The organism is Caballeronia temeraria (assembly GCF_001544795.2).
GTDB lineage: Bacteria > Pseudomonadota > Gammaproteobacteria > Burkholderiales > Burkholderiaceae > Caballeronia > Caballeronia temeraria.
In genome coordinates this window covers 82,949-100,019 of the sequence record NZ_FCOI02000009.1, presented here as the reverse complement: position 1 = coordinate 100,019, position 17,071 = coordinate 82,949, and the positions used below count along the sequence as shown (strand labels likewise).

21 protein-coding genes are annotated in these 17,071 nt (G+C 63.1%); 10 read left to right on the top strand and 11 right to left on the bottom strand.

What is annotated here, in order from left to right; translation table 11 throughout:
* Positions 1-62: 62 nt before the first annotated feature.
* Entirely contained in the window at positions 63-353 is a 291-nt protein-coding gene (locus tag AWB76_RS15400; RefSeq protein WP_061160992.1) for a hypothetical protein, read from the bottom strand.
* A 293-nt stretch (positions 354-646) separates the two neighbouring features.
* Between AWB76_RS15400 and AWB76_RS40925 the strand changes: the two genes are divergently transcribed.
* Complete coding sequence (locus AWB76_RS40925) at positions 647-820, top strand: hypothetical protein (RefSeq protein WP_157696133.1); 174 nt, start codon at positions 647-649, stop codon at positions 818-820.
* Between the two features lie 52 nt (positions 821-872).
* Here AWB76_RS40925 and AWB76_RS15395 read toward each other — a convergent pair whose 3' ends face one another.
* The gene (locus tag AWB76_RS15395; RefSeq protein ID WP_061160991.1) at positions 873-1,250 is read right to left on the bottom strand and encodes a hypothetical protein; all 378 of its coding nucleotides are present in this window, start codon (positions 1,248-1,250) and stop codon (positions 873-875) included.
* Positions 1,251-1,511: 261 nt separating this feature from the next.
* Here AWB76_RS15395 and AWB76_RS15390 point away from each other — a divergent pair, with 261 nt between their 5' ends.
* Entirely contained in the window at positions 1,512-1,943 is a 432-nt protein-coding gene (locus AWB76_RS15390) for a hypothetical protein (RefSeq protein WP_061160990.1), read from the top strand.
* A 22-nt stretch (positions 1,944-1,965) separates the two neighbouring features.
* Here AWB76_RS15390 and AWB76_RS15385 read toward each other — a convergent pair whose 3' ends face one another.
* Together AWB76_RS15385 and AWB76_RS40920 are read right to left on the bottom strand one after the other, a co-directional pair.
* The gene (locus AWB76_RS15385) at positions 1,966-2,172 is read right to left on the bottom strand and encodes a hypothetical protein (RefSeq protein WP_074171357.1); all 207 of its coding nucleotides are present in this window, start codon (positions 2,170-2,172) and stop codon (positions 1,966-1,968) included.
* Between the two features lie 210 nt (positions 2,173-2,382).
* Positions 2,383-2,547, bottom strand: a complete 165-nt coding sequence (locus tag AWB76_RS40920) for a hypothetical protein (protein ID WP_157696132.1) — start codon at positions 2,545-2,547, stop codon at positions 2,383-2,385.
* Between the two features lie 298 nt (positions 2,548-2,845).
* On the opposite strand from AWB76_RS40920, the gene AWB76_RS15380 reads away from it, so the two are divergent.
* Positions 2,846-3,784, top strand: coding sequence for a DMT family transporter (locus AWB76_RS15380; RefSeq protein WP_061160988.1), 939 nt, complete (start codon positions 2,846-2,848; stop codon positions 3,782-3,784).
* A gap of 14 nt (positions 3,785-3,798) precedes the next feature.
* On the opposite strand, the gene AWB76_RS15375 is transcribed toward AWB76_RS15380, so the two are convergent.
* The gene (locus AWB76_RS15375) at positions 3,799-4,014 is read right to left on the bottom strand and encodes a helix-turn-helix domain-containing protein (RefSeq protein ID WP_082864450.1); all 216 of its coding nucleotides are present in this window, start codon (positions 4,012-4,014) and stop codon (positions 3,799-3,801) included.
* A 616-nt stretch (positions 4,015-4,630) separates the two neighbouring features.
* On the opposite strand from AWB76_RS15375, the gene phaP reads away from it, so the two are divergent.
* Entirely contained in the window at positions 4,631-5,197 is a 567-nt protein-coding gene (gene phaP / locus AWB76_RS15370; protein WP_063936355.1) for a TIGR01841 family phasin, read from the top strand.
* A 61-nt stretch (positions 5,198-5,258) separates the two neighbouring features.
* Here the strand turns inward: phaP and AWB76_RS15365 are convergent, their stop codons facing one another.
* From AWB76_RS15365 to AWB76_RS42705, 4 genes are read right to left on the bottom strand one after another with little or no spacing between them, the layout of a single operon-like run.
* A complete protein-coding gene (locus AWB76_RS15365) occupies positions 5,259-5,627 on the bottom strand; it encodes a DOPA 4,5-dioxygenase family protein (protein WP_061161126.1) in 369 nt (122 codons plus the stop codon).
* A gap of 54 nt (positions 5,628-5,681) precedes the next feature.
* Positions 5,682-6,032 (bottom strand): hypothetical protein, encoded by a 351-nt coding sequence (locus AWB76_RS15360; RefSeq protein WP_061160985.1) that lies wholly within the window; start codon positions 6,030-6,032, stop codon positions 5,682-5,684.
* On the bottom strand, positions 6,029-7,597 hold the full coding sequence (locus AWB76_RS15355) for an FAD-binding oxidoreductase (RefSeq protein WP_061160984.1): 1,569 nt from the start codon (positions 7,595-7,597) through the stop codon (positions 6,029-6,031). Before AWB76_RS15355 ends, AWB76_RS15360 begins: the two co-directional genes overlap by 4 nt.
* A complete protein-coding gene (locus AWB76_RS42705) occupies positions 7,594-7,722 on the bottom strand; it encodes a hypothetical protein (protein WP_268811676.1) in 129 nt (42 codons plus the stop codon). The genes AWB76_RS15355 and AWB76_RS42705 overlap by 4 nt, the downstream gene beginning before the upstream one ends.
* Positions 7,723-7,856: 134 nt before the next feature.
* On the opposite strand from AWB76_RS42705, the gene AWB76_RS15350 reads away from it, so the two are divergent.
* The 4 genes from AWB76_RS15350 (at position 7,857) to AWB76_RS15335 (ending at position 13,033) form a co-directional block, all read left to right on the top strand.
* Complete coding sequence (locus tag AWB76_RS15350; RefSeq protein WP_061160983.1) at positions 7,857-9,260, top strand: aminotransferase-like domain-containing protein; 1,404 nt, start codon at positions 7,857-7,859, stop codon at positions 9,258-9,260.
* A gap of 19 nt (positions 9,261-9,279) precedes the next feature.
* A complete protein-coding gene (locus AWB76_RS15345) occupies positions 9,280-11,601 on the top strand; it encodes an ATP-dependent DNA helicase (protein WP_061160982.1) in 2,322 nt (773 codons plus the stop codon).
* Between the two features lie 120 nt (positions 11,602-11,721).
* Entirely contained in the window at positions 11,722-12,216 is a 495-nt protein-coding gene (locus AWB76_RS15340; RefSeq protein ID WP_061160981.1) for a hemerythrin domain-containing protein, read from the top strand.
* A gap of 82 nt (positions 12,217-12,298) precedes the next feature.
* Entirely contained in the window at positions 12,299-13,033 is a 735-nt protein-coding gene (locus tag AWB76_RS15335; RefSeq protein WP_061161125.1) for a 2OG-Fe(II) oxygenase, read from the top strand.
* A gap of 17 nt (positions 13,034-13,050) precedes the next feature.
* Here the strand turns inward: AWB76_RS15335 and ribA are convergent, their stop codons facing one another.
* Together ribA and AWB76_RS15325 are read right to left on the bottom strand one after the other, a co-directional pair.
* Positions 13,051-13,719, bottom strand: coding sequence for a GTP cyclohydrolase II (gene ribA, locus AWB76_RS15330; RefSeq protein WP_061160980.1), 669 nt, complete (start codon positions 13,717-13,719; stop codon positions 13,051-13,053).
* A 140-nt stretch (positions 13,720-13,859) separates the two neighbouring features.
* On the bottom strand, positions 13,860-14,555 hold the full coding sequence (locus AWB76_RS15325; protein WP_208606571.1) for an NADPH-dependent F420 reductase: 696 nt from the start codon (positions 14,553-14,555) through the stop codon (positions 13,860-13,862).
* A 216-nt stretch (positions 14,556-14,771) separates the two neighbouring features.
* Between AWB76_RS15325 and ahpC the strand changes: the two genes are divergently transcribed.
* Both ahpC and ahpF read left to right on the top strand, forming a co-directional pair.
* Positions 14,772-15,335, top strand: coding sequence for an alkyl hydroperoxide reductase subunit C (ahpC, locus tag AWB76_RS15320; RefSeq protein ID WP_061160979.1), 564 nt, complete (start codon positions 14,772-14,774; stop codon positions 15,333-15,335).
* A 147-nt stretch (positions 15,336-15,482) separates the two neighbouring features.
* Positions 15,483-17,069, top strand: coding sequence for an alkyl hydroperoxide reductase subunit F (ahpF, locus tag AWB76_RS15315; protein ID WP_061160978.1), 1,587 nt, complete (start codon positions 15,483-15,485; stop codon positions 17,067-17,069).
* The last annotated feature ends 2 nt before the right edge of the window (positions 17,070-17,071 follow it).

The window sequence follows — 17,071 nt, the reverse complement described above, 5'->3', positions numbered from 1 at the left end:
GCGGAGGCGGCGCGTGCTTTCATGCTTTCATGCACACGCGCCGCCACGCGCATCGCTTCGCTTCATTTTCTGCTGCCGGTCTCCCGCGCCGGGTCTCCCGCGTGCCCCGTGTTGCGTTCGTGCGCATCGGCGAAAACGTCGGCCAGACGCTCGCGCAGCGCGGCGGCATCGCGACGCAACGGTGCGTTCGTCGACGTGATCGTCAGCGCATCGATGCGCCGCTGCCAGTACTCCTGCCGCATGACGGCATATCGCGTTGGCCCACCGCGCGCGTCGGTCGCGAGCCGCTCCAGTTCCGCGATCATCCGCCCAATGTGCGCGAGCTCCTTCTGCGCGTGTTGATCGACGCTCACAGGCTCCTCCTCCCTCGTCCCGCATCTCGACTCCAGCGCGGGTTCACGCATGCTAAACGGCGCAGCCGAAAGGTTTATTCCAGCGGCGAAAGCAAACGAAGCGAGTGAAGCGCTGGCGCGATCTGGCCCGCGCTTTGCGCTTCTTGCGATGTCTCGACGGCTATGTGCGCTAACAGCCGGTCGCGCATGCGCGGCTACGGCTTAATAGGGAAGCAGCAGACAGTGTTCGCGCGCACGGGCCGCCCCGTCGAACGAGCCTGCCCTGTCGGGGAAGGTCCTAGAAAAGGATTGCCATGACCACGCACAAGAAAAACCAGACGGCCACGCGCCGCGAAGCATTCCGCTGCACCGGCGCACAGCTCGACGCCATCATGCGGTTCGCCGAGGAACGCAAGCTCGACAATCAGCCGCTGCATATTGTCGTCGCCGAATACTGGCGCTCTCAGGCTCACGCGAAAGCCGCCTGATCGTTCGCACTTCTCGCGGGTTTCGATGCATCGCCCATGCGGGCGAGCGGAACTATTGTCCCGACAGCACCCGCTGCTTGAGCACCCAGATCGCGGTGGGCACCGCGTAGTAGCTGCTGACATTGCCCGTGACGAGCTTGCCCGTCAGCTGGATGCGTGCGTTCTCGGTGGGCGTCGCATCGATGATCTGCACCGCCGACACATTCGATTGCTGCCGCCCGCCGCCTTGTCCCGTGCTAGCACTCACTACGCATACCGGGCTCGATAGCGAAAGCACCCACGCGGGCTTCGCGGAGGCATCGGCTTCATGCGAGGCCTGGCGAGTCGCCGTGCCTTCGAGCGTGACGACATCGCCGTCGTTGTAGCACGGCGCCGCTGCGGCGGACCCTGCCATCAGCACGAGAACCCAGGCACAGGCTTTGGCAGTCATTCGAACCTCGCGAAGAGCGCGTCGTGTGACGCGCGGATCCGGGATAGAAGCTCAGTTACTTTAGGTGATAGCCGTTAGGGTCGCAACCTGCGGACGATTTGATCATCGCCGGCATCGCTTTCAAAACCTTCATGCGGGAACGCGCGTTGCTGAAGTTCTTCTGAAGAATCGAAGAGCGCGAAACACGAAATGAAAGACCGCGCAGATGGCATCGGTTGCTTGGTCCGCGTATATCGATGCTGACCGACAGAGGGGGCGACGATGAATCAGGTGATAGTAGGGGTGTTCGCATCCTATCGGGATGGACACGACGCGCTTCGCGCATTGCAGCTCGCAGGATTACGACGCGACGACGCGCATCTTTACCGGGCAGGACGCGGCGAAATCGACATCGATGCGCTTCTGCCGCCCGCGCACGACGAGGATGACGCCGAGTACGCCGCACATGGCGAGCATCAGGGCGTGATCGGCGCGTGCAACCGGTTCGTGCCGCACGAGCCAGTGGCACAGCGCCCGCCCACGCCGTACGCCGATGACACCACGCCGCAGCGCACCTTGCTCGTCATTCGCATGACCGATGACATCAAACCGGGCGCCGTCGGCGAGGTGCTGCACGAGCATGGCGCGATCGCGGTGAAGGATGCGAGCGGCCACTGGCGCTTTTCGCCATTCAGGAATCCGGCAGGCGTGTGAAGCGAACGCGCCTTGATGCGCCTCAATGCATCCCCGGACGCGGCTTGCGGATGAGGGACGGCATGTCGGGTTCGGCACGCTCGTCCTCTTCCGGGGCATCGTCGGGTGAAGGCTCGTTGGCGAGATCGCGCGCTTCCTGCGCCGCCGCGGCCGCGCGCAAACTTCGGCAATGCGCCGAATGGCGGAAGGTCGCGAGCATGCGCACCACTTCGCGAGTTCTCGTTCTCATTGTTGCCTCCTTCGAAGCAGTTGAGAAACTACTTTAAGTGTAGGCCGCAAATCCTCGGGCGCAAGACGTTTGAGCGAAATAATGTGCGGGCGCGCATGCTTGTTCGAACGTGTTTTACACGAGCATGAAAAAGCCGGACGGATGCTCACGCATGCGTCCGGCTCTTTCGTACTGCATTGCTACCCGACTGCTTTTCTTACCGCCGACACCTCACTGCTCGAACATCACGATCGAATCGATCGCGTACATCTGCTGCGGCGCCGCACGGGTGATTGAAAACATGCCGGCAGCGCTCGGACCGCTATTCATCGACATGAACACGATCAGGCTCATCGACATGATCGCGGCGGCAAGGAAGAGACGTTTCTTCTGCATGGCGGCTGCTCGTTCTGTGTTGTTCGGCGTTGAAGTCATAGTAGAGAGTGGACGTTAGGAAAGCTCTAATCCGCGTCTTAAATCGATATGAGAATCAGCGTCGAATAGCACGACCGGTTCATCATGTCCAATGCGCGAAGCACGCGATTGTTCGAACCGTCTAGTACATTTACAGCGTCGTGACCTATGCACAACACGGCGGAAAAGAACTTTACTGTCGCCTTGCCAGCGCCCTGGGTTGTCGGGAGAATTGAAGCAACGGCCTAAAAAAGCCGTTCATTCACTACATGAGAGTTCGATGGCAACCTTAGAGGGCAAGGCGCGATACCGGATTGATACCGATAACAGCGGCGCCGGTATCGTCATCATGATCCTGACGACGGCGACCTTCGCGGCAAGCGACTCCACCGTCAAGCTGATCGGCACCGCGGTCCCTCTGCTGGCGCTACTCTCGGTGCGCTATCTGTTTCAGATGATCGTGATGGGCGTGTGGCAAGTGCGCCGCCGTGCGTTCGGGCTCTTTCGCACAGGCAGCGTGAAGCTGCAGATCGTGCGCGCCGTGCTGCTGCTGACCAATTCCGCATGCACGTTCGCGGGCCTGCGGCATCTGCCGCTGCCGGTCACCACGTCTCTCGCGATGCTCGCGCCGCTCATCTCCACGCTGCTCGCCGCGCTCGTGCTGAAGGACGACGTACCGCGCAGCAAATGGGCGATGGTCGCGGTCGGTTTCATCGGCATGCTGCTGGTCGTGCGCCCGGGCGGCAGTCAGTTCAGCTGGACCGTGATCTATCCGATCGGCGCGGCGACGTCGTTCGCGTGCTTTCAGGTGGTGTCGAGCCATCTTTCACGCGTCGACGATGCGATCACGACCAACTTCCTCACGGCGCTCGTCGCGACCCTCATGCTGTGCGTGCTCGTGTGGATGGATCAGGCGGAGACGCTGCCCGCGATCGCGCAGGTGCGCTTCGGAAGCTGGCTGCTGGTCGTCTTCATGGCGACGATGGCGACCACCGGCCACGGACTCATGTTGCAGGCGATGAAACGCGCGCCGCTCTCCGTGTTGACGCCGCTCGGCTACGGTCAGCTCGCGTTCGCCGCGCTCTTCAGTTGGCTGCTGTTCGGACAGGCGCCGGACCTCTGGATGGCGATCGGCATGTGCGTGATCGCGGCGAGCGGCATCGGCACCGTGGTCCTGCATGGACGCAAGCCGGCGCCGGCCGTATCGACGGAAGTCTGACGTTCGGAAAACGCTCAGTCGGCGGAATGCGCGTGCTGCGCCTGGCCCGTGCAGAGCCAGTGCGGATCGATGTCGAGCGTCTTCGCGATGCGGTTAAATGCCGCGAACGGCGGAACCGTGATTCCGCGCCGCCAGAATTGCACGTCGTGCTCGCTTACGTCGAGCCAGCCGGCGGCTTTTGCGGAACTGACGTTGGCCTTCTGCAAGGCCCGGTCGAGTCGTGCGGCCATGGCGCGCCGCAAAGCGTTGTCTTCGTGACTGCGTTCAAGGTGGCCAAGGGTTTGGGAATGTCGCCCCATTTTCTTTCAATCTCTCGATTTATATATTTATGCCGTTCAGCGCCGGCTGTTTCGCGCGAGGTGAATCCTACTGATTCACGATGACGGAGCAGTGACAGGAATACCGTGTGATACCGTGTCTCCATCGCGCGTGTTGCAGTGCGAGATTCTTTCAATTGACACATCAATGCGTCAAGTGGGGAAACAACGCATTCGCGACGATTTGGCTTAGGTGTTTACGATGAGATGCGCATATCCATTGGGCGAGCGGGGTTTTATCGAACGGGCATTCGCCTTCCGGACTGGTCGGGATTTTTCTTTTTCGGCAATATTGCCGAAAATCAAATGATCGTTCGGATTATGTGATGTCCGGACAAACTCATTGCCGTTAATAGGCCTTCTCATTTGCCTTTGCATCACCGCGATTTTTGATTAATCGGTGGAATGATTTAAAGTCAAGCCGGGAAAACGTAATTGACACTTCACGCGCTTGCCTTAAAATGGGTCGTTCGCTGCATTGCACAAATTCATCGGGCAATCAATTGGACACTTCCTTATGGAGTCGAGCATGAGCAGTCTTGCACCGGAAAATGTAATCGCGTCACAAAAGGCGGGTGTCGACACGACCTTCGGTGTCGCCGCACAAGCCGTCGGGGGTTTCGAGAAGCTGATCGACCTGAACGTGCGCACCATCAGGACGGCGCTCGACGAGCATCAGGCGCTCGTCGCCAGAACGCTTTCCGTGCGCGATCCGCAGGAATTCTTCGCGCTTCAGAACCAGCATCTGCAAGACAGCGCCCAGCGCGTGCAGGCGTACTGGCTCGGCGTCTATGAAATCGCGGCGGGCGTGCGCGGCGGCTACATGGAAGCGGCGCAGGATCAGATCGAGAAGTCGCAGCGCAATGTGCAGGCGCTCGTCGAAAGTCTCGCGAGCAACGCGCCCGTCGGCAGCGAAGCCGTCGTGACGGCGTGGCGGACCGCGATCGATGCCGCGACAGAATCGGCGAATTCGGCTTACGAAGCAGCGAAGCGAGCCGCGAAGCAAGTGGTCGAAGCCGCGCAGAACGACGCCACCGTCGCAAGCCAGACGGCTGTGCGCGCAGTGTCGCCGAAAACGGCCAGCGCCAAAAAGTAAGCGCCCCGCTGTTTCGGAAAAAGGCGGACGCGGTCCGCCTTTTTCTTTTTTGCGTACGCTTTCAGCCGCCCAGACTTTTCAGCACGAGTTCGTGCGAACGGCCGATCCACACCGCCGAATCGCGATGATCGACGAGCGCGTTTCCCGTATTCGGATGCATGAAGACATCGAGTGCGCCGTGGTTCAGCGCGAGCCATGCGAGCATCGGCGCGAGCAGTTCATCGCCGAACCCGAGCTGGAACGACCACATCGGATGCGGTCCGACCGGCCGTTCGTGAAAACGGCCGAGACGCAGCGCGCCGCCCTGCAATTCACTCGCGAACCGTTGCTCGATCACGAGCCGAAGCTGCCACGCGGCGTCGCGGCTCGCGGCATCGAAATAGATATGCGCGTGCCAGTCGGCGATCGTGCGTGTGTCCGTGGCGTTCATCGTTTCATCCGTGCGCGGCAATATTGAGACGCGTGCCATTTTAGCGAACCGCTTTCAGCAACGCTCGATCGTCCAGAGCACGGCGCCGTTGTCAAAGGCCCGATGACGCGTCGCGCGCATGCCGTTGTCCGCGCCGAGCTGTGACAGCACGAATGCATCGGCAAATCGCGTGATGCCGCCGATCGCCTGCGACGACGACAGGCGTTCGATCCACAGCCAGCCCGCATCGCCCGAAAGGGACGCGATACGCGCGCCCGTCAGATGCGCGCGCCGCACGAGCACGCGGCTTTGCGGCAAACCTTCGTCGACGACCCACGTGCGCGTCGATGGCCGCATCGCGCCGCCGAACGGCATCCACGGCAGGGATCCCGTCGCGATGAGAAACGTGCGCCGTGTCGTCGTCATCGGTCTTTTTCCCCGCGATCTGCGGGCCAGATGCCCTGCTTGCCCGGCGACAGAATGCCGTTTGGATCGAGCGCCGTCTTGATCGTGTTCGCAAGCCGCATCGACGCGTGATCGTTGAAATCGTATTGCGCGGCGGCAAGGTCCATGTACGAAAGATGCGCGCGATATTGGCCGTAGCCCGCCGCGCCCGCATCGCGGATGAGCGTTTCGATCAGCGCGCCGGCATCGTGCGATTGTTTCGGATCGTCGCGATCGAAAATCGCCGCGAAGATGTGATGCATCGCGCGCTCGCCCGCCGTGAAACCGCCGTAGTAATCGAAGCCGAATTGCGCGGCGCGCTCGCGCACCATGCGGACCTGCTTCACGGCATCGCGTCCGATGGGCGGGCAAACCGGCGAAAAATCGATATGCGCGCCCGAGCCGCCACGCCAGTTCAGCAAGCTGAACGCTTCGAGACCCGGGATGCCGACTTGCGCGCGATCGCCGCCGCCTTCCGGCTCGACCGATGCATCGCGATACGGCATCTCGAAGAGCGTCGCGCCCGCGATCGCCGCGAAGCGCGCATGCACGATGTCGCGCCGCGCCTGCACGAGCGCATGCGGCCCGTACAGGCAGAAGCGCAGATTCCAGCGCCCGATGCCGATCTTGCGCGCCATGACGTCGATGGCTTCGTCGGGCATCGCGCCGGTGCCGTCGAACCATTGCTTGCGCGTCGACACGCCCGCCGCCCAGCGCACCGCGCTTTCGATCACCGCGTTGCTTTGAATCGTGCCGTCCATCCTGAGCGGCCGCAGTGTATCGACGATGCGCTCAAGATCGTCATCTCTTGCGAACGCATAGCGGCAGATCATGTAGCCCTCGGGCGCGGGCATGAGCCAGATGCCGAGCTTCGTGACGACGCCGAAGTTCGACTGCATGAACATGCCGTCATACGACGGCCCGAAACCGCCCTTGAACACCTGCCAGTCGCGGCTCGACGACATCGCGCCCATGCCGGTGCGCACGACATCGCCATTTGCGAGCACGACCTCCATGCCGCACTGATTCGCCGCGTGATCGCCGTAAGGCGTCGTGCCATAGCCGCGTTCGAGCGTGTTGCCGATCACGCTGCCCCAACCGGCGGCGGGCGGATCGAGCCAGAAACGCCGCGGCGTGCCGAGCGCGCGATGCAGGTCGTAATACGTCACGCCCGGCTCGACGAGCGCGTAGCCCAGCGTCTCGTCGATTTCGATGATGCGGTTCATCCGCCGCAAGTCGAGCACGACACAGCCGTTCATGCGCGGGGCGGCGCCGCCGTAAGCGAAGTTGCGTCCCGTGGATACGGTCCAGAGCGGCACGCGATATCGATTCGCGACCGCCAACGCCGCGCGCACGCCATCGACATCCTTCGGCAATACGACGGCGGACGGCGCGTGTGTGGAGGCATCGCCGGGCGCGAACGGATCGAGATACGAAGCGATATCGTCCGCACGCACCGCATCGCTGCCGAGCGCCGACGTGAACGCCGCGAGCGCCGCGCGAAACTGCGCCGGCGGCAATCCCGGCGGCAGCGTGTGCGTGCTCAATAGCCGCCGCTGCTGCCGCTGTTCGATGTCGTGCCCGATGCGCCTGAGGAGCCATCGGTCTGACAGCCTGCAAGGAGACCGGCGAGCAGCGCGAGCATGACGGTTGCGATTCTGGCGAGCTTCATGAAACCACCTCCGAAAGGATTGAAAAGCCAGGCGCGGCGATTAAGCCGCTTGTCCATTAAACGCGCGGCGAGGCGCGGATATTCCTTCGAGAATCCGTATGAGACAATTTCGCGCCCTCTCACCCACGCACGCGATGAAGCGCTACCAAGCCCTTGCCGACACGATGGCCGCCGAGATTCGAGCGGGCCGCTTGCCCGTCGGCGCGCGGCTGCCTTCGGTGCGGCATCTGACGACGCAATACGGTGTCGGGCAATCGACGGTCTTTCGCGCGTATTACCTGCTCGAAGAATGGGGCTTGATTCGCGCGCGCGAACGCTCCGGCTATTACGTCGCGCCTGGCGCCGCCGTCGCGCCGAAAGAGAACGCGACGCTCGCGGAACCCGCGCCCATCGACGTGAGCAGTCTCGTGTTCTCCGTGCTCGATGCCGTGAAGCGTCCGGATGTCGTGCCGCTCGGTTCCGCGTTTCCGTCGCCGTCGCTCTTTCCGTTGCAGCGGCTCGCGAAGTCGCTCGCGCACGCGACGCGCATGCTCGATCCGTGGAGCACCGTGATCGACATGCCGCCGGGCAACGAGGCGTTGCGCCGGCAGATCGCGCTGCGTTATATCGGCATGGGTATCGCGCAGCCGATGGAAGAACTCATCGTCACGAACGGCGCGATGGAAGCGCTCACGCTCTGCCTCATGGCCGTCACGAAGCCGGGCGATGTCGTCGCGATCGAGTCGCCGTGCTTTTATGCCGCGTTGCAGGCCGTCGAGCATCTCGGCTTGCGCGCGGTGGAGATTCCGGTCGATCCGCACGACGGTCTCGATCTCGATGTGCTCGCCGAAGCGCTCGACAAGCATCCGGTGCGCGCGTGCTGGTTCATGACCAACTTTCAGAATCCGACGGGCGCGACGCTCTCGGTCGAGAAGAAGCGCGCGCTCGTCGCATTGCTCGCGAAGCACGAGGTTCCGCTCATCGAAGACGATGTCTACGGCGAGCTGCATTTCGCGCAGGATCGTCCGCCGCCCGCGAAAGCCTTCGATACAAACGGGCTCGTGATGCATTGCGCGTCGCTCTCGAAGACGCTCGCGCCCGGTTACCGGCTCGGCTGGGTCGCGGCGGGCCGCTTCGCCGGCGCGATCCGGCGTCTCAAGCTGATGACGAGCATTTCGACCAGCATCCCGATTCAGGCGGGCGTCGCCGATTACTTGCAGCACGGCGGCTTCGACAAGCACCTGCGCAAGCTGCGCGGCGCGCTTCTCACGCAACGCGACGCGATGGAAGACGCCATCGCGCGCTGGCTGCCGCAGGATGTCGCGTTCGTGCGGCCCGACGGCGGCTACTTCCTGTGGCTGCAACTCGCCGCTCATGTCGACGCGATGCAGTTGCATCGGCGCGGGCTCGAACACGGCATCAACGTGACGCCGGGGCCGATCTTCTCCGCGCGTCACGCATACGGAAATTTCGTGCGCATCAACTTCGGTCATCCGTGGTCGCCGCAGATCGAAAGCGCGATGAAAACGCTCGGAGCGCTGCTGCGCGCGGCGTGTTGAAGCTGCTAGACTGCTGTACATGCATACAGTACCCGAGCCCGCCTACACCGTCGCCGTGCGCGCGCTGTGCGAGTTCACGGCGAAACAGGGCGATCTCGATCTGCGCTTCACGCCGACGCCGAGCGCGCAGGAAGGCGTCGCGGGCCATGTGACGGTGACGAACCGGCGGCCGGCCGGCTATCAAAAGGAAATCTCGCTGTCGGAAACCTCGGGGCCGCTCTGCGTGCGCGGCCGCGCGGATGGCTACGATCCCGCGCGCAACCGGCTCGAAGAGATCAAGACGCATCGCGGCAAGCTCGATTCGATGCCGGAGAATCATCGGCATCTGCATTGGGCGCAGGCGCGCGTCTACGGGCATCTGATGTGCAGCAAGCTCGGGCTGGAAGCCATCGAGATCGCGCTCGTGTATTTCGATATCGTCGACGAGACCGAGAGCGTGCTCGTCGAAACGCAGACGGCCGCCGCGCTCGCCACGCATTTCGAGGCGCAGTGCGAGCGCTTTATCGCGTGGGCGCGGCAGGAACTGGCGCACGGCGCGGCGCGCAACGAAACGTTGAAAACGCTCGCGTTTCCCCACGCCGATTTCCGCCCCGGCCAGCGCGCGCTCGCGGAAGCGGTGTATCGCTCGGCGGCGTCGAAGCGGTGTCTCGCCGCGCAAGCGCCGACGGGCATCGGCAAAACGGTCGGCACGCTCTTTCCGCTGCTCAAGGCGTGGCCGGGCCAGCAGTTCGACAAGATCTTCTTTCTCACCGCGAAAAGCGCGGGACGGCAACTCGCGCTCGATGCGCTGACGACGCTCGCCGCGAAACCCTTGCGCGTCGTCGAACTCGTCGCGCGCGACAAGGCTTGCGAATATCCGGATCGCGCGTGTCATGGCGAATCGTGTCCGCTCGCGCGCGGCTTCTACGACCGTTTAGCCGATGCGCGCGCCGACGCGCTCGAATGCACGCAGCTCGATCGCGCAGCGGTGGCCGAGGTCGCGCGCCGGCACGCGGTCTGTCCGTACTATCTGAGCCAGGAGTTGTCGCGCTGGAGCGATGTGATCGTCGGCGATTACAACTACTACTTCGACATCAGCGCGATGCTCTTCGCGCTCGCGGAGGCGAATCGCTGGCGCGTGGCCGTGCTCGTCGACGAAGCGCACAACCTCGTCGAACGCGCGCGCGGCATGTATTCGGCGACGCTCGATCAGGCCGCGTTCAACGCGATGCGCCGCGGCGCGCCGCCCGTGCTCAAGCGCGCGCTCGGACGCGTCGCGCGAAGCTGGGGCGAAACGGCCAGCGAGCAGCACGCGACGGGCATCGAATACGCGGCGCATACGGAGCCGCCCGCGCGCTTTCTGGCCGCGCTCGGTCAAGCCGTTTCGCTGATGACGGAAACGCTAGGCGAACAGCCCGACGCCTTTACGCCCGACACCCTGCGCTTCTATTTCGACGCGGTGCATTTCACGCGCATCGCGGAGCGTTTCGGTTCGCATTCGATCTTCGATATCACGCTGAGCGGCGCAAGTTCGAGCGCGAAGAAGCGCAACGCCACGCTATGCCTGCGCAACGTGATTCCGGCGCCGCATCTCGCGCCGCGATTCGCGCGCGCTCATAGCGTCGCGCTCTTTTCCGCGACGCTCACGCCCGCGCACTTCTACGCCGATACGCTCGGCTTGCCGGCATCGAGCGTGCGGATCGACGTCGAATCGCCCTTCTCCGCCGATCAGCTCGACGTGCGCGCGATCGCCGATCTTTCCACGCGCTATCGGGACCGCGAACGCTCGGTGGATCGCATCGCCGATCTCATCGCCGCGCAGTTCTTCCGCGCCGAGGGCAACTATCTGAGCTTCTTCAGCAGCTTCGACTATCTGACGCAGGTGGCGACGGCGCTCGCGCTTCGTCATCCGTCGATTCCGTGCTGGCAGCAGTCCCGCGCCATGAGCGAGGCAGCGCAACGCGAGTTTCTCGAACGCTTCGTCGCCGATGGGCGCGGCATCGGCTTCGCGGTGCTGGGCGGCGCGTTCGGCGAGGCGATCGATCTTCCCGGCACGCGGCTCATCGGCGCGTTTGTCGCCACGCTCGGACTGCCGCAGCTCAACCCCGTCAATCAGCAAATGAAAGCGCGCATGCACGAGGCGTTCGGCGAGGGCTACGCGTACACGTATCTTTTTCCCGGCTTGCAGAAAGTCGTGCAGGCGGCCGGGCGCGTGATCCGCGGGCCGCTCGATCGCGGCGTGCTCTATCTGATCGACGACCGCTTCGCGCGCGCCGAAGTGCGGCGTCTGCTGCCCGCGTGGTGGCAGGTGAAAGTGCTGCGCCAACGTGACCTGAAAGAATCGAACGATCAGACTCTTTAGACGCGCGCGCCGCCGCCGTTAACTGGTCAATCGCGGGCATTTGTCTTGCTGGCTTCCGGCACCTCAACGAACACACAGATGTTCCCACCGCGCCGAGAGAGCCCTAATTGGAGAACCTACATGTCTGCCGCTCAGACACCGCGACCCACCGATGCGCTCGACATGCTCGAAGCCGATCACCGCGCCATCGAACAATTATTCGAGGCCTTCGAACGCACCGATCGCAACGATTTCGAACGCAAGAACAGGCTCGTGCAACGCGCGTGCGCGCTGCTGACGATCCATGCGATCGTCGAGGAAGAAATGCTGTATCCCGTTGCGCAGAAGGCGCTCGCCGCGAACCGCCGTATCGACGTGGACGAAGCCTACGTCGAACATTTTCTGATGACGTCGATGATCGAACGGCTCGCAAACCTGAGCGCCGGCGAAGACGGTTTCGACGCGAGCTTCACATCGCTCAGGGAGAACGCGGCGCATCACATCGTAGAAGAGGAAACCACGCTATTTCCGGCCGTGCGCGCGACGCAGATCGATCTCGTCGCGATGGGCGCGACGATGTCCGCGCGCAAGGCCGTGCTCGCGGCGCGCTTCGAGGAGCCCGCGATCGCACTTTGAATTGCGCAGCAAGATGCGGAGTGCGTGCGTGGCGCGGCTGGCGCACACTTCAGTCGAACTCACGCTTATCCGGGGACATGACATGAAGGTGCTCGAACGCACGACGGCCGACGATATCGGCGAACGCATCGACGCGCTCGACTGGGCCGATCTCGAATCACAGCTCGACAGCGACGGCTGCGCCACGGCGCCCGCGCTTTTCTCACGCGACGAATGCGAAGCGCTCGCCGCGCTGTACGATCGCGACGGCATCTTTCGCAGCCGCGTCGTGATGGAACGCCACGGCTTCGGGCGCGGGGAATACAAATACTTCGCTTATCCGCTGCCCGATACGCTGGAGCATGTGCGGCGCGCGGTCTATCCGCATCTTGCGCCGGTGGCGAACCGGTGGAACGAGGTGATGGGCATCGAGACGCGCTATCCGCGCGAGCATGAAGCGTTTATCGAGCGATGTCATCGCGCCGGGCAGACGCGGCCGACGCCGCTGTTGCTGCGCTACGTGCCCGGCGATTTCAACTGTCTGCATCAGGATCTGTACGGCGAGCACGTCTTTCCGCTTCAGATGGCGATCCTGCTCTCGGCGCCCGGCCGCGACTTCACCGGCGGCGAATTCGTGATGACCGAGCAGCGGCCGCGCATGCAGTCGCGCGCGGAAGTGGTGCCGCTAGCGCAAGGCGATGCGGTGTTCTTTGCCGTGCATCATCGGCCCGTGCAGGGTACGCGCGGGCCGTATCGCGTGAACATGAAGCATGGCGTGAGCCGTCTGCGTGCGGGGCGGCGGCATATGCTCGGGGTGATTTTTCACGACGCGCAGTGAGCGCGCCTTGATCGTGCTTACTCGTTCTCGTCGAAGTAATGCCCGAAGCGCGCCTGCTTCGTCTTGATGTAGCGTTCGTTTTCCTCGCGCATCGGAATGGCGAGCGCGACGCGTTCGGAGACGGGAATATCGTGCTTGAGCAGTGTGTCGAATTTCGACGGATTGTTGCTCATCAGGCGCACCGACTTCACGTTCATCGAACGCAGGATCGCGGCGGCGGAATCGTATTCGCGGGCGTCGTCGGGCAGGCCGAGATGCAGGTTCGCATCGACGGTATCGAGCCCCTGCTCCTGCAATGCATACGCGCGAATCTTGTTCGCGAGACCAATGCCGCGCCCTTCATGCCCGCGCAGATACAGCAGAATCCCGCGATCTTCCGCGGCGATATAGCGCAACGCCAGATCGAGCTGCTCGCCGCAGTCGCACCGGTAGGAGCCGAACACGTCTCCGGTCACGCATTCGGAATGCAGGCGCGTCAGCACGGAGTCGCCGTTGCTCACGTCGCCCATCACGAACGCGATGTGTTCGACGTCCGTATGCTTCACGCGATAGACGTACGAATCAAAGGTGCCGTAGCGCGTCGGAATGGTGGCGGTCGCCACGAGTTCGACATCCGCGCATTCGTCGCATTCGCCGAAGCGGTGTTGCGGGTCCTGCACATCCTGCGGGGGAGAAGCGGTTTTCATAGGTCAATCTGCGAGTCCACGACGCCGGGCGGCGGCATTCGAATCGCGCCAGCCCGGTTCGTCATGGTAAAGCCCATCGGGAAAGTTTGCAGATTGTCTCATGGCGCGCGCGGGTTCCCGCGCTTACGGCCTTGCGCTTTTTACGCGGGTTGGTCAAACGTGCCCGGGCTCTTGTCCGTCGCGCGCCATTCGGGCTTGCGCGCCGGATCGGCCTGCTGCAACGCCGCGCGCACGCCGGCGGCGTCGAGATCGCCGGTATAGACGGGCGTTGCGGGCTGCTGACGCCAGGAATCGTCGATCGCGCCGGCATCGATTGGATCGAAGCCGATTTCATCGACGAGCTTCATCACGACGGCTTTCGCCTTTGCGTCGTCGCCCGCGACCGGCAGCGCGATGCGCCCCGCCGTGCCCGCAGGTTTGCCGCGATTCTTCAGGTGGTCGGCGTAAATATTGTTGAACGCCTTCACGACCGGCCGCCCGATCTGCTGTTCGACCCAGCGGCTTTCCGGCGTGCCCTTCTCGATGCCGTCGATCCGCCCGTCGCGCTGCTGCGGATAGTAATTGCCCGTATCGATCACGACGACGCTCGCCGGCACGCCCGCGAACAGGTCCTTCGGCAGATTCGGCACCTTCGCCTCGGGAATCGTCACCACGATGACATCGGCATGCTTGACCGCCTCGCGCGCCTCGACCGCCGTCGCGCCGGTTTCGCGTTCGATATCCGCAAGCGACGCCGGCCCGCGCGAGTTGGCGATGCGCACGTCGTGTCCGTTCTCACCGAAGCGCAATGCGAGCACAGAGCCAATATTTCCGGCGCCGATAATTCCTATTTTCATAACTGCCTCTCTTGAAATGAAAGTGAAAGCATCCAAGTCCTTTTGAGGAACCTGTGAAGGCCAACGCAATCAGAATGCCTCATGCGGGAAAACGTGAAATATCGGCGCGATAGGCCGAAGCTATCCCGACAATAAAATCAATCCACTTCGCAGGTACGATAGCTTTCCTGTATAGTTCACTTACTTCTTCAACACCACTCCAAAAGGAAACTGGTAATGCCCATCATCAACAGTCAAGTCAAGCCGTTCAAAGCAACCGCCTATCACAATGGCGAATTCGTGACCGTCACCGATGAAAGCCTGAAGGGCAAGTGGTCGGTGTTCGTGTTCTACCCGGCCGACTTCACGTTCGTGTGCCCGACCGAGCTGGGCGACCTGGCTGACCGCTACGAAGAATTCAAGAAGCTTGGCGTGGAAATCTACTCGATTTCGACCGACACGCACTTCACGCACAAGGCATGGCACGACACGTCGGACACGATCCAGAAGATCACGTATCCGATGCTCGCCGACCCGACGCTCGCAATCTCGCGCAACTTCGACGTTCTGATCGAAGAAGAAGGCCTGGCGCTGCGCGGCACGTTCGTGATCAACCCGGAAGGCGAGATCAAGCTGTGCGAAGTGCACGACAACGGCATCGGCCGTGACGCAGGCGAACTGCTCCGCAAGGTACAGGCTGCTCAGTACATCGCGAAGAACCCGGGTCAAGTGTGCCCCGCCAAGTGGACGCCGGGCGCAGAAACGCTGACCCCGTCGCTCGACCTGATCGGCAAGATCTAAGTCTCGTACTTCACGAGCGCTGTATCGAACCTGCCGCGGTTCAGCGGCAGGTTCACCCAGAAAACGTGTTCGTCCAGCGCTGCGCTTTTTTGCAGCGCTGTGGCGCGGCACGTCCGCAACACCCCAAGTCAAGGAACGGACATCGCCATGCTCGACGCCAATCTCAAGAATCAATTAAAAGCGTATCTGGAAAAAGTCACCCGGCCGATCGAACTCGTCGCCTTCCTCGACGACAGCGACAAGTCGCGCGAGCTGAAAAGCCTGCTCGACGAAATCGCTTCGCTGTCTGCGCAGATCAGCGTCGTCGAGAAAGAGGACGCCAGCGCGCGTCGTCCGTCCTTCACCATCGGTGAGGCAGGCAAAGCTGCGGGCATCCGCTTCGCCGGCATCCCGATGGGCCACGAATTCACGTCGCTCGTGCTTGCGCTGTTGCAGGCCGGCGGCCATCCGATCAAGCTCGACGACGCCACCATCGAGCAGATCAAAAATCTCGACGGCGACTTCGCCTTCGAGACGTATTTCTCGCTGTCGTGCCAGAACTGCCCGGAAGTCGTGCAGGCGCTGAACGTGATGTCGATCATCAATCCGCGCATCAAGCATGTCGCGATCGACGGCGCGCTGTTCCAGCAGGAAGTCGAGGAACGCCAGGTCATGTCCGTGCCGATGATGTTCGTCAACGGCGAGAGCTTCGGCTCCGGCCGCATGGGCGTGAAGGAAATTCTCGCGAAGCTGGACACGGGCGCATCGGCGCGTGCGGCGAAGGAACTCGAGAACAAGCCGGTGTTCGACACGCTGATCATCGGCGGCGGACCGGCGGGCGCCGCAGCCGCGATCTACTCGGCGCGCAAGGGCATCCCGACGGGTGTCGTCGCCGAGCGCTTCGGCGGCCAGGTGCTCGACACGATGGCGATCGAAAACTTCGTCTCCATCAAGGAAACCGAAGGACCGAAGTTCGCGGTCGCGCTGGAGCAGCACGTGAACGACTACGAAGTCGACATCATGGACGTGCAGCGCGCCGAGAAGCTCGTGCCGGGCCGCATCCACGAGATTCATCTTGCGAGCGGCGCGGTGCTCAAGGCGAAGACCGTGATTCTGTCGACGGGCGCGCGCTGGCGCGAAATCAACGTGCCGGGCGAGCGCGAATATCGCGGACGCGGCGTGGCGTACTGCCCGCATTGCGACGGCCCGCTCTTCAAGGGCAAGCGCGTCGCGGTGGTCGGCGGCGGCAACTCGGGCGTGGAAGCGGCGATCGACCTCGCCGGCCTCGTTTCGGCGGTGACGCTGATCGAGTTCGGCACCGAACTGCGCGCCGACGCCGTGCTGCAGAAGAAATTGCGCAGCCTGTCGAACGTGACGATCGTCACGAACGCGCAAACCACGGAGATTTCCGGCGACGGCAAGAAGGTCGACGGCATCACCTACACGGACCGCGCGACGGGCGCGAGCCATCACGTCGAGCTGGAAGGCGTGTTCGTGCAGATCGGCCTCGTGCCGAACACCGAATGGCTGAAGGGCACGGTGGAGTTGTCGAAGCACGGTGAGATCGTCGTCGACGCGAAGGGCGCAACCTCGGTGCCGGGCGTGTTCGCCGCGGGCGACGTGACGACGGTGCCGTACAAGCAGATCGTGATCGCGGTCGGCGAAGGCGCGAAGGCGGCGCTCTCGGCGTTCGATCATCTGATCCGCACGTCGGTGGAAGACGAAGCAGTGGTCGAAGAAGAAGCGGCGGCCTGAGC

What these genes read in the sequence shown, in the direction of transcription:
- AWB76_RS40925 (WP_157696133.1), top strand. Translation starts at nt 647, where the DNA reads ATGACCACGCACAAGAAAAACCAGACGGCCACGCGCCGCGAAGCATTC.
- AWB76_RS15395 (WP_061160991.1), bottom strand. Translation starts at nt 1,250, where the DNA reads ATGACTGCCAAAGCCTGTGCCTGGGTTCTCGTGCTGATGGCAGGGTCC.
- AWB76_RS15390 (WP_061160990.1), top strand. Translation starts at nt 1,512, where the DNA reads ATGAATCAGGTGATAGTAGGGGTGTTCGCATCCTATCGGGATGGACAC.
- AWB76_RS15385 (WP_074171357.1), bottom strand. Translation starts at nt 2,172, where the DNA reads ATGAGAACGAGAACTCGCGAAGTGGTGCGCATGCTCGCGACCTTCCGC.
- AWB76_RS40920 (WP_157696132.1), bottom strand. Translation starts at nt 2,547, where the DNA reads ATGCAGAAGAAACGTCTCTTCCTTGCCGCCGCGATCATGTCGATGAGC.
- AWB76_RS15380 (WP_061160988.1), top strand. Translation starts at nt 2,846, where the DNA reads ATGGCAACCTTAGAGGGCAAGGCGCGATACCGGATTGATACCGATAAC.
- AWB76_RS15375 (WP_082864450.1), bottom strand. Translation starts at nt 4,014, where the DNA reads ATGGCCGCACGACTCGACCGGGCCTTGCAGAAGGCCAACGTCAGTTCC.
- phaP (WP_063936355.1), top strand. Translation starts at nt 4,631, where the DNA reads ATGAGCAGTCTTGCACCGGAAAATGTAATCGCGTCACAAAAGGCGGGT.
- AWB76_RS15365 (WP_061161126.1), bottom strand. Translation starts at nt 5,627, where the DNA reads ATGAACGCCACGGACACACGCACGATCGCCGACTGGCACGCGCATATC.
- AWB76_RS15360 (WP_061160985.1), bottom strand. Translation starts at nt 6,032, where the DNA reads ATGACGACGACACGGCGCACGTTTCTCATCGCGACGGGATCCCTGCCG.
- AWB76_RS42705 (WP_268811676.1), bottom strand. Translation starts at nt 7,722, where the DNA reads ATGAAGCTCGCCAGAATCGCAACCGTCATGCTCGCGCTGCTCGCCGGT.
- AWB76_RS15350 (WP_061160983.1), top strand. Translation starts at nt 7,857, where the DNA reads ATGAAGCGCTACCAAGCCCTTGCCGACACGATGGCCGCCGAGATTCGA.
- AWB76_RS15345 (WP_061160982.1), top strand. Translation starts at nt 9,280, where the DNA reads ATGCATACAGTACCCGAGCCCGCCTACACCGTCGCCGTGCGCGCGCTG.
- AWB76_RS15340 (WP_061160981.1), top strand. Translation starts at nt 11,722, where the DNA reads ATGTCTGCCGCTCAGACACCGCGACCCACCGATGCGCTCGACATGCTC.
- AWB76_RS15335 (WP_061161125.1), top strand. Translation starts at nt 12,299, where the DNA reads ATGAAGGTGCTCGAACGCACGACGGCCGACGATATCGGCGAACGCATC.
- ribA (WP_061160980.1), bottom strand. Translation starts at nt 13,719, where the DNA reads ATGAAAACCGCTTCTCCCCCGCAGGATGTGCAGGACCCGCAACACCGC.
- AWB76_RS15325 (WP_208606571.1), bottom strand. Translation starts at nt 14,555, where the DNA reads ATGAAAATAGGAATTATCGGCGCCGGAAATATTGGCTCTGTGCTCGCA.
- ahpC (WP_061160979.1), top strand. Translation starts at nt 14,772, where the DNA reads ATGCCCATCATCAACAGTCAAGTCAAGCCGTTCAAAGCAACCGCCTAT.
- ahpF (WP_061160978.1), top strand. Translation starts at nt 15,483, where the DNA reads ATGCTCGACGCCAATCTCAAGAATCAATTAAAAGCGTATCTGGAAAAA.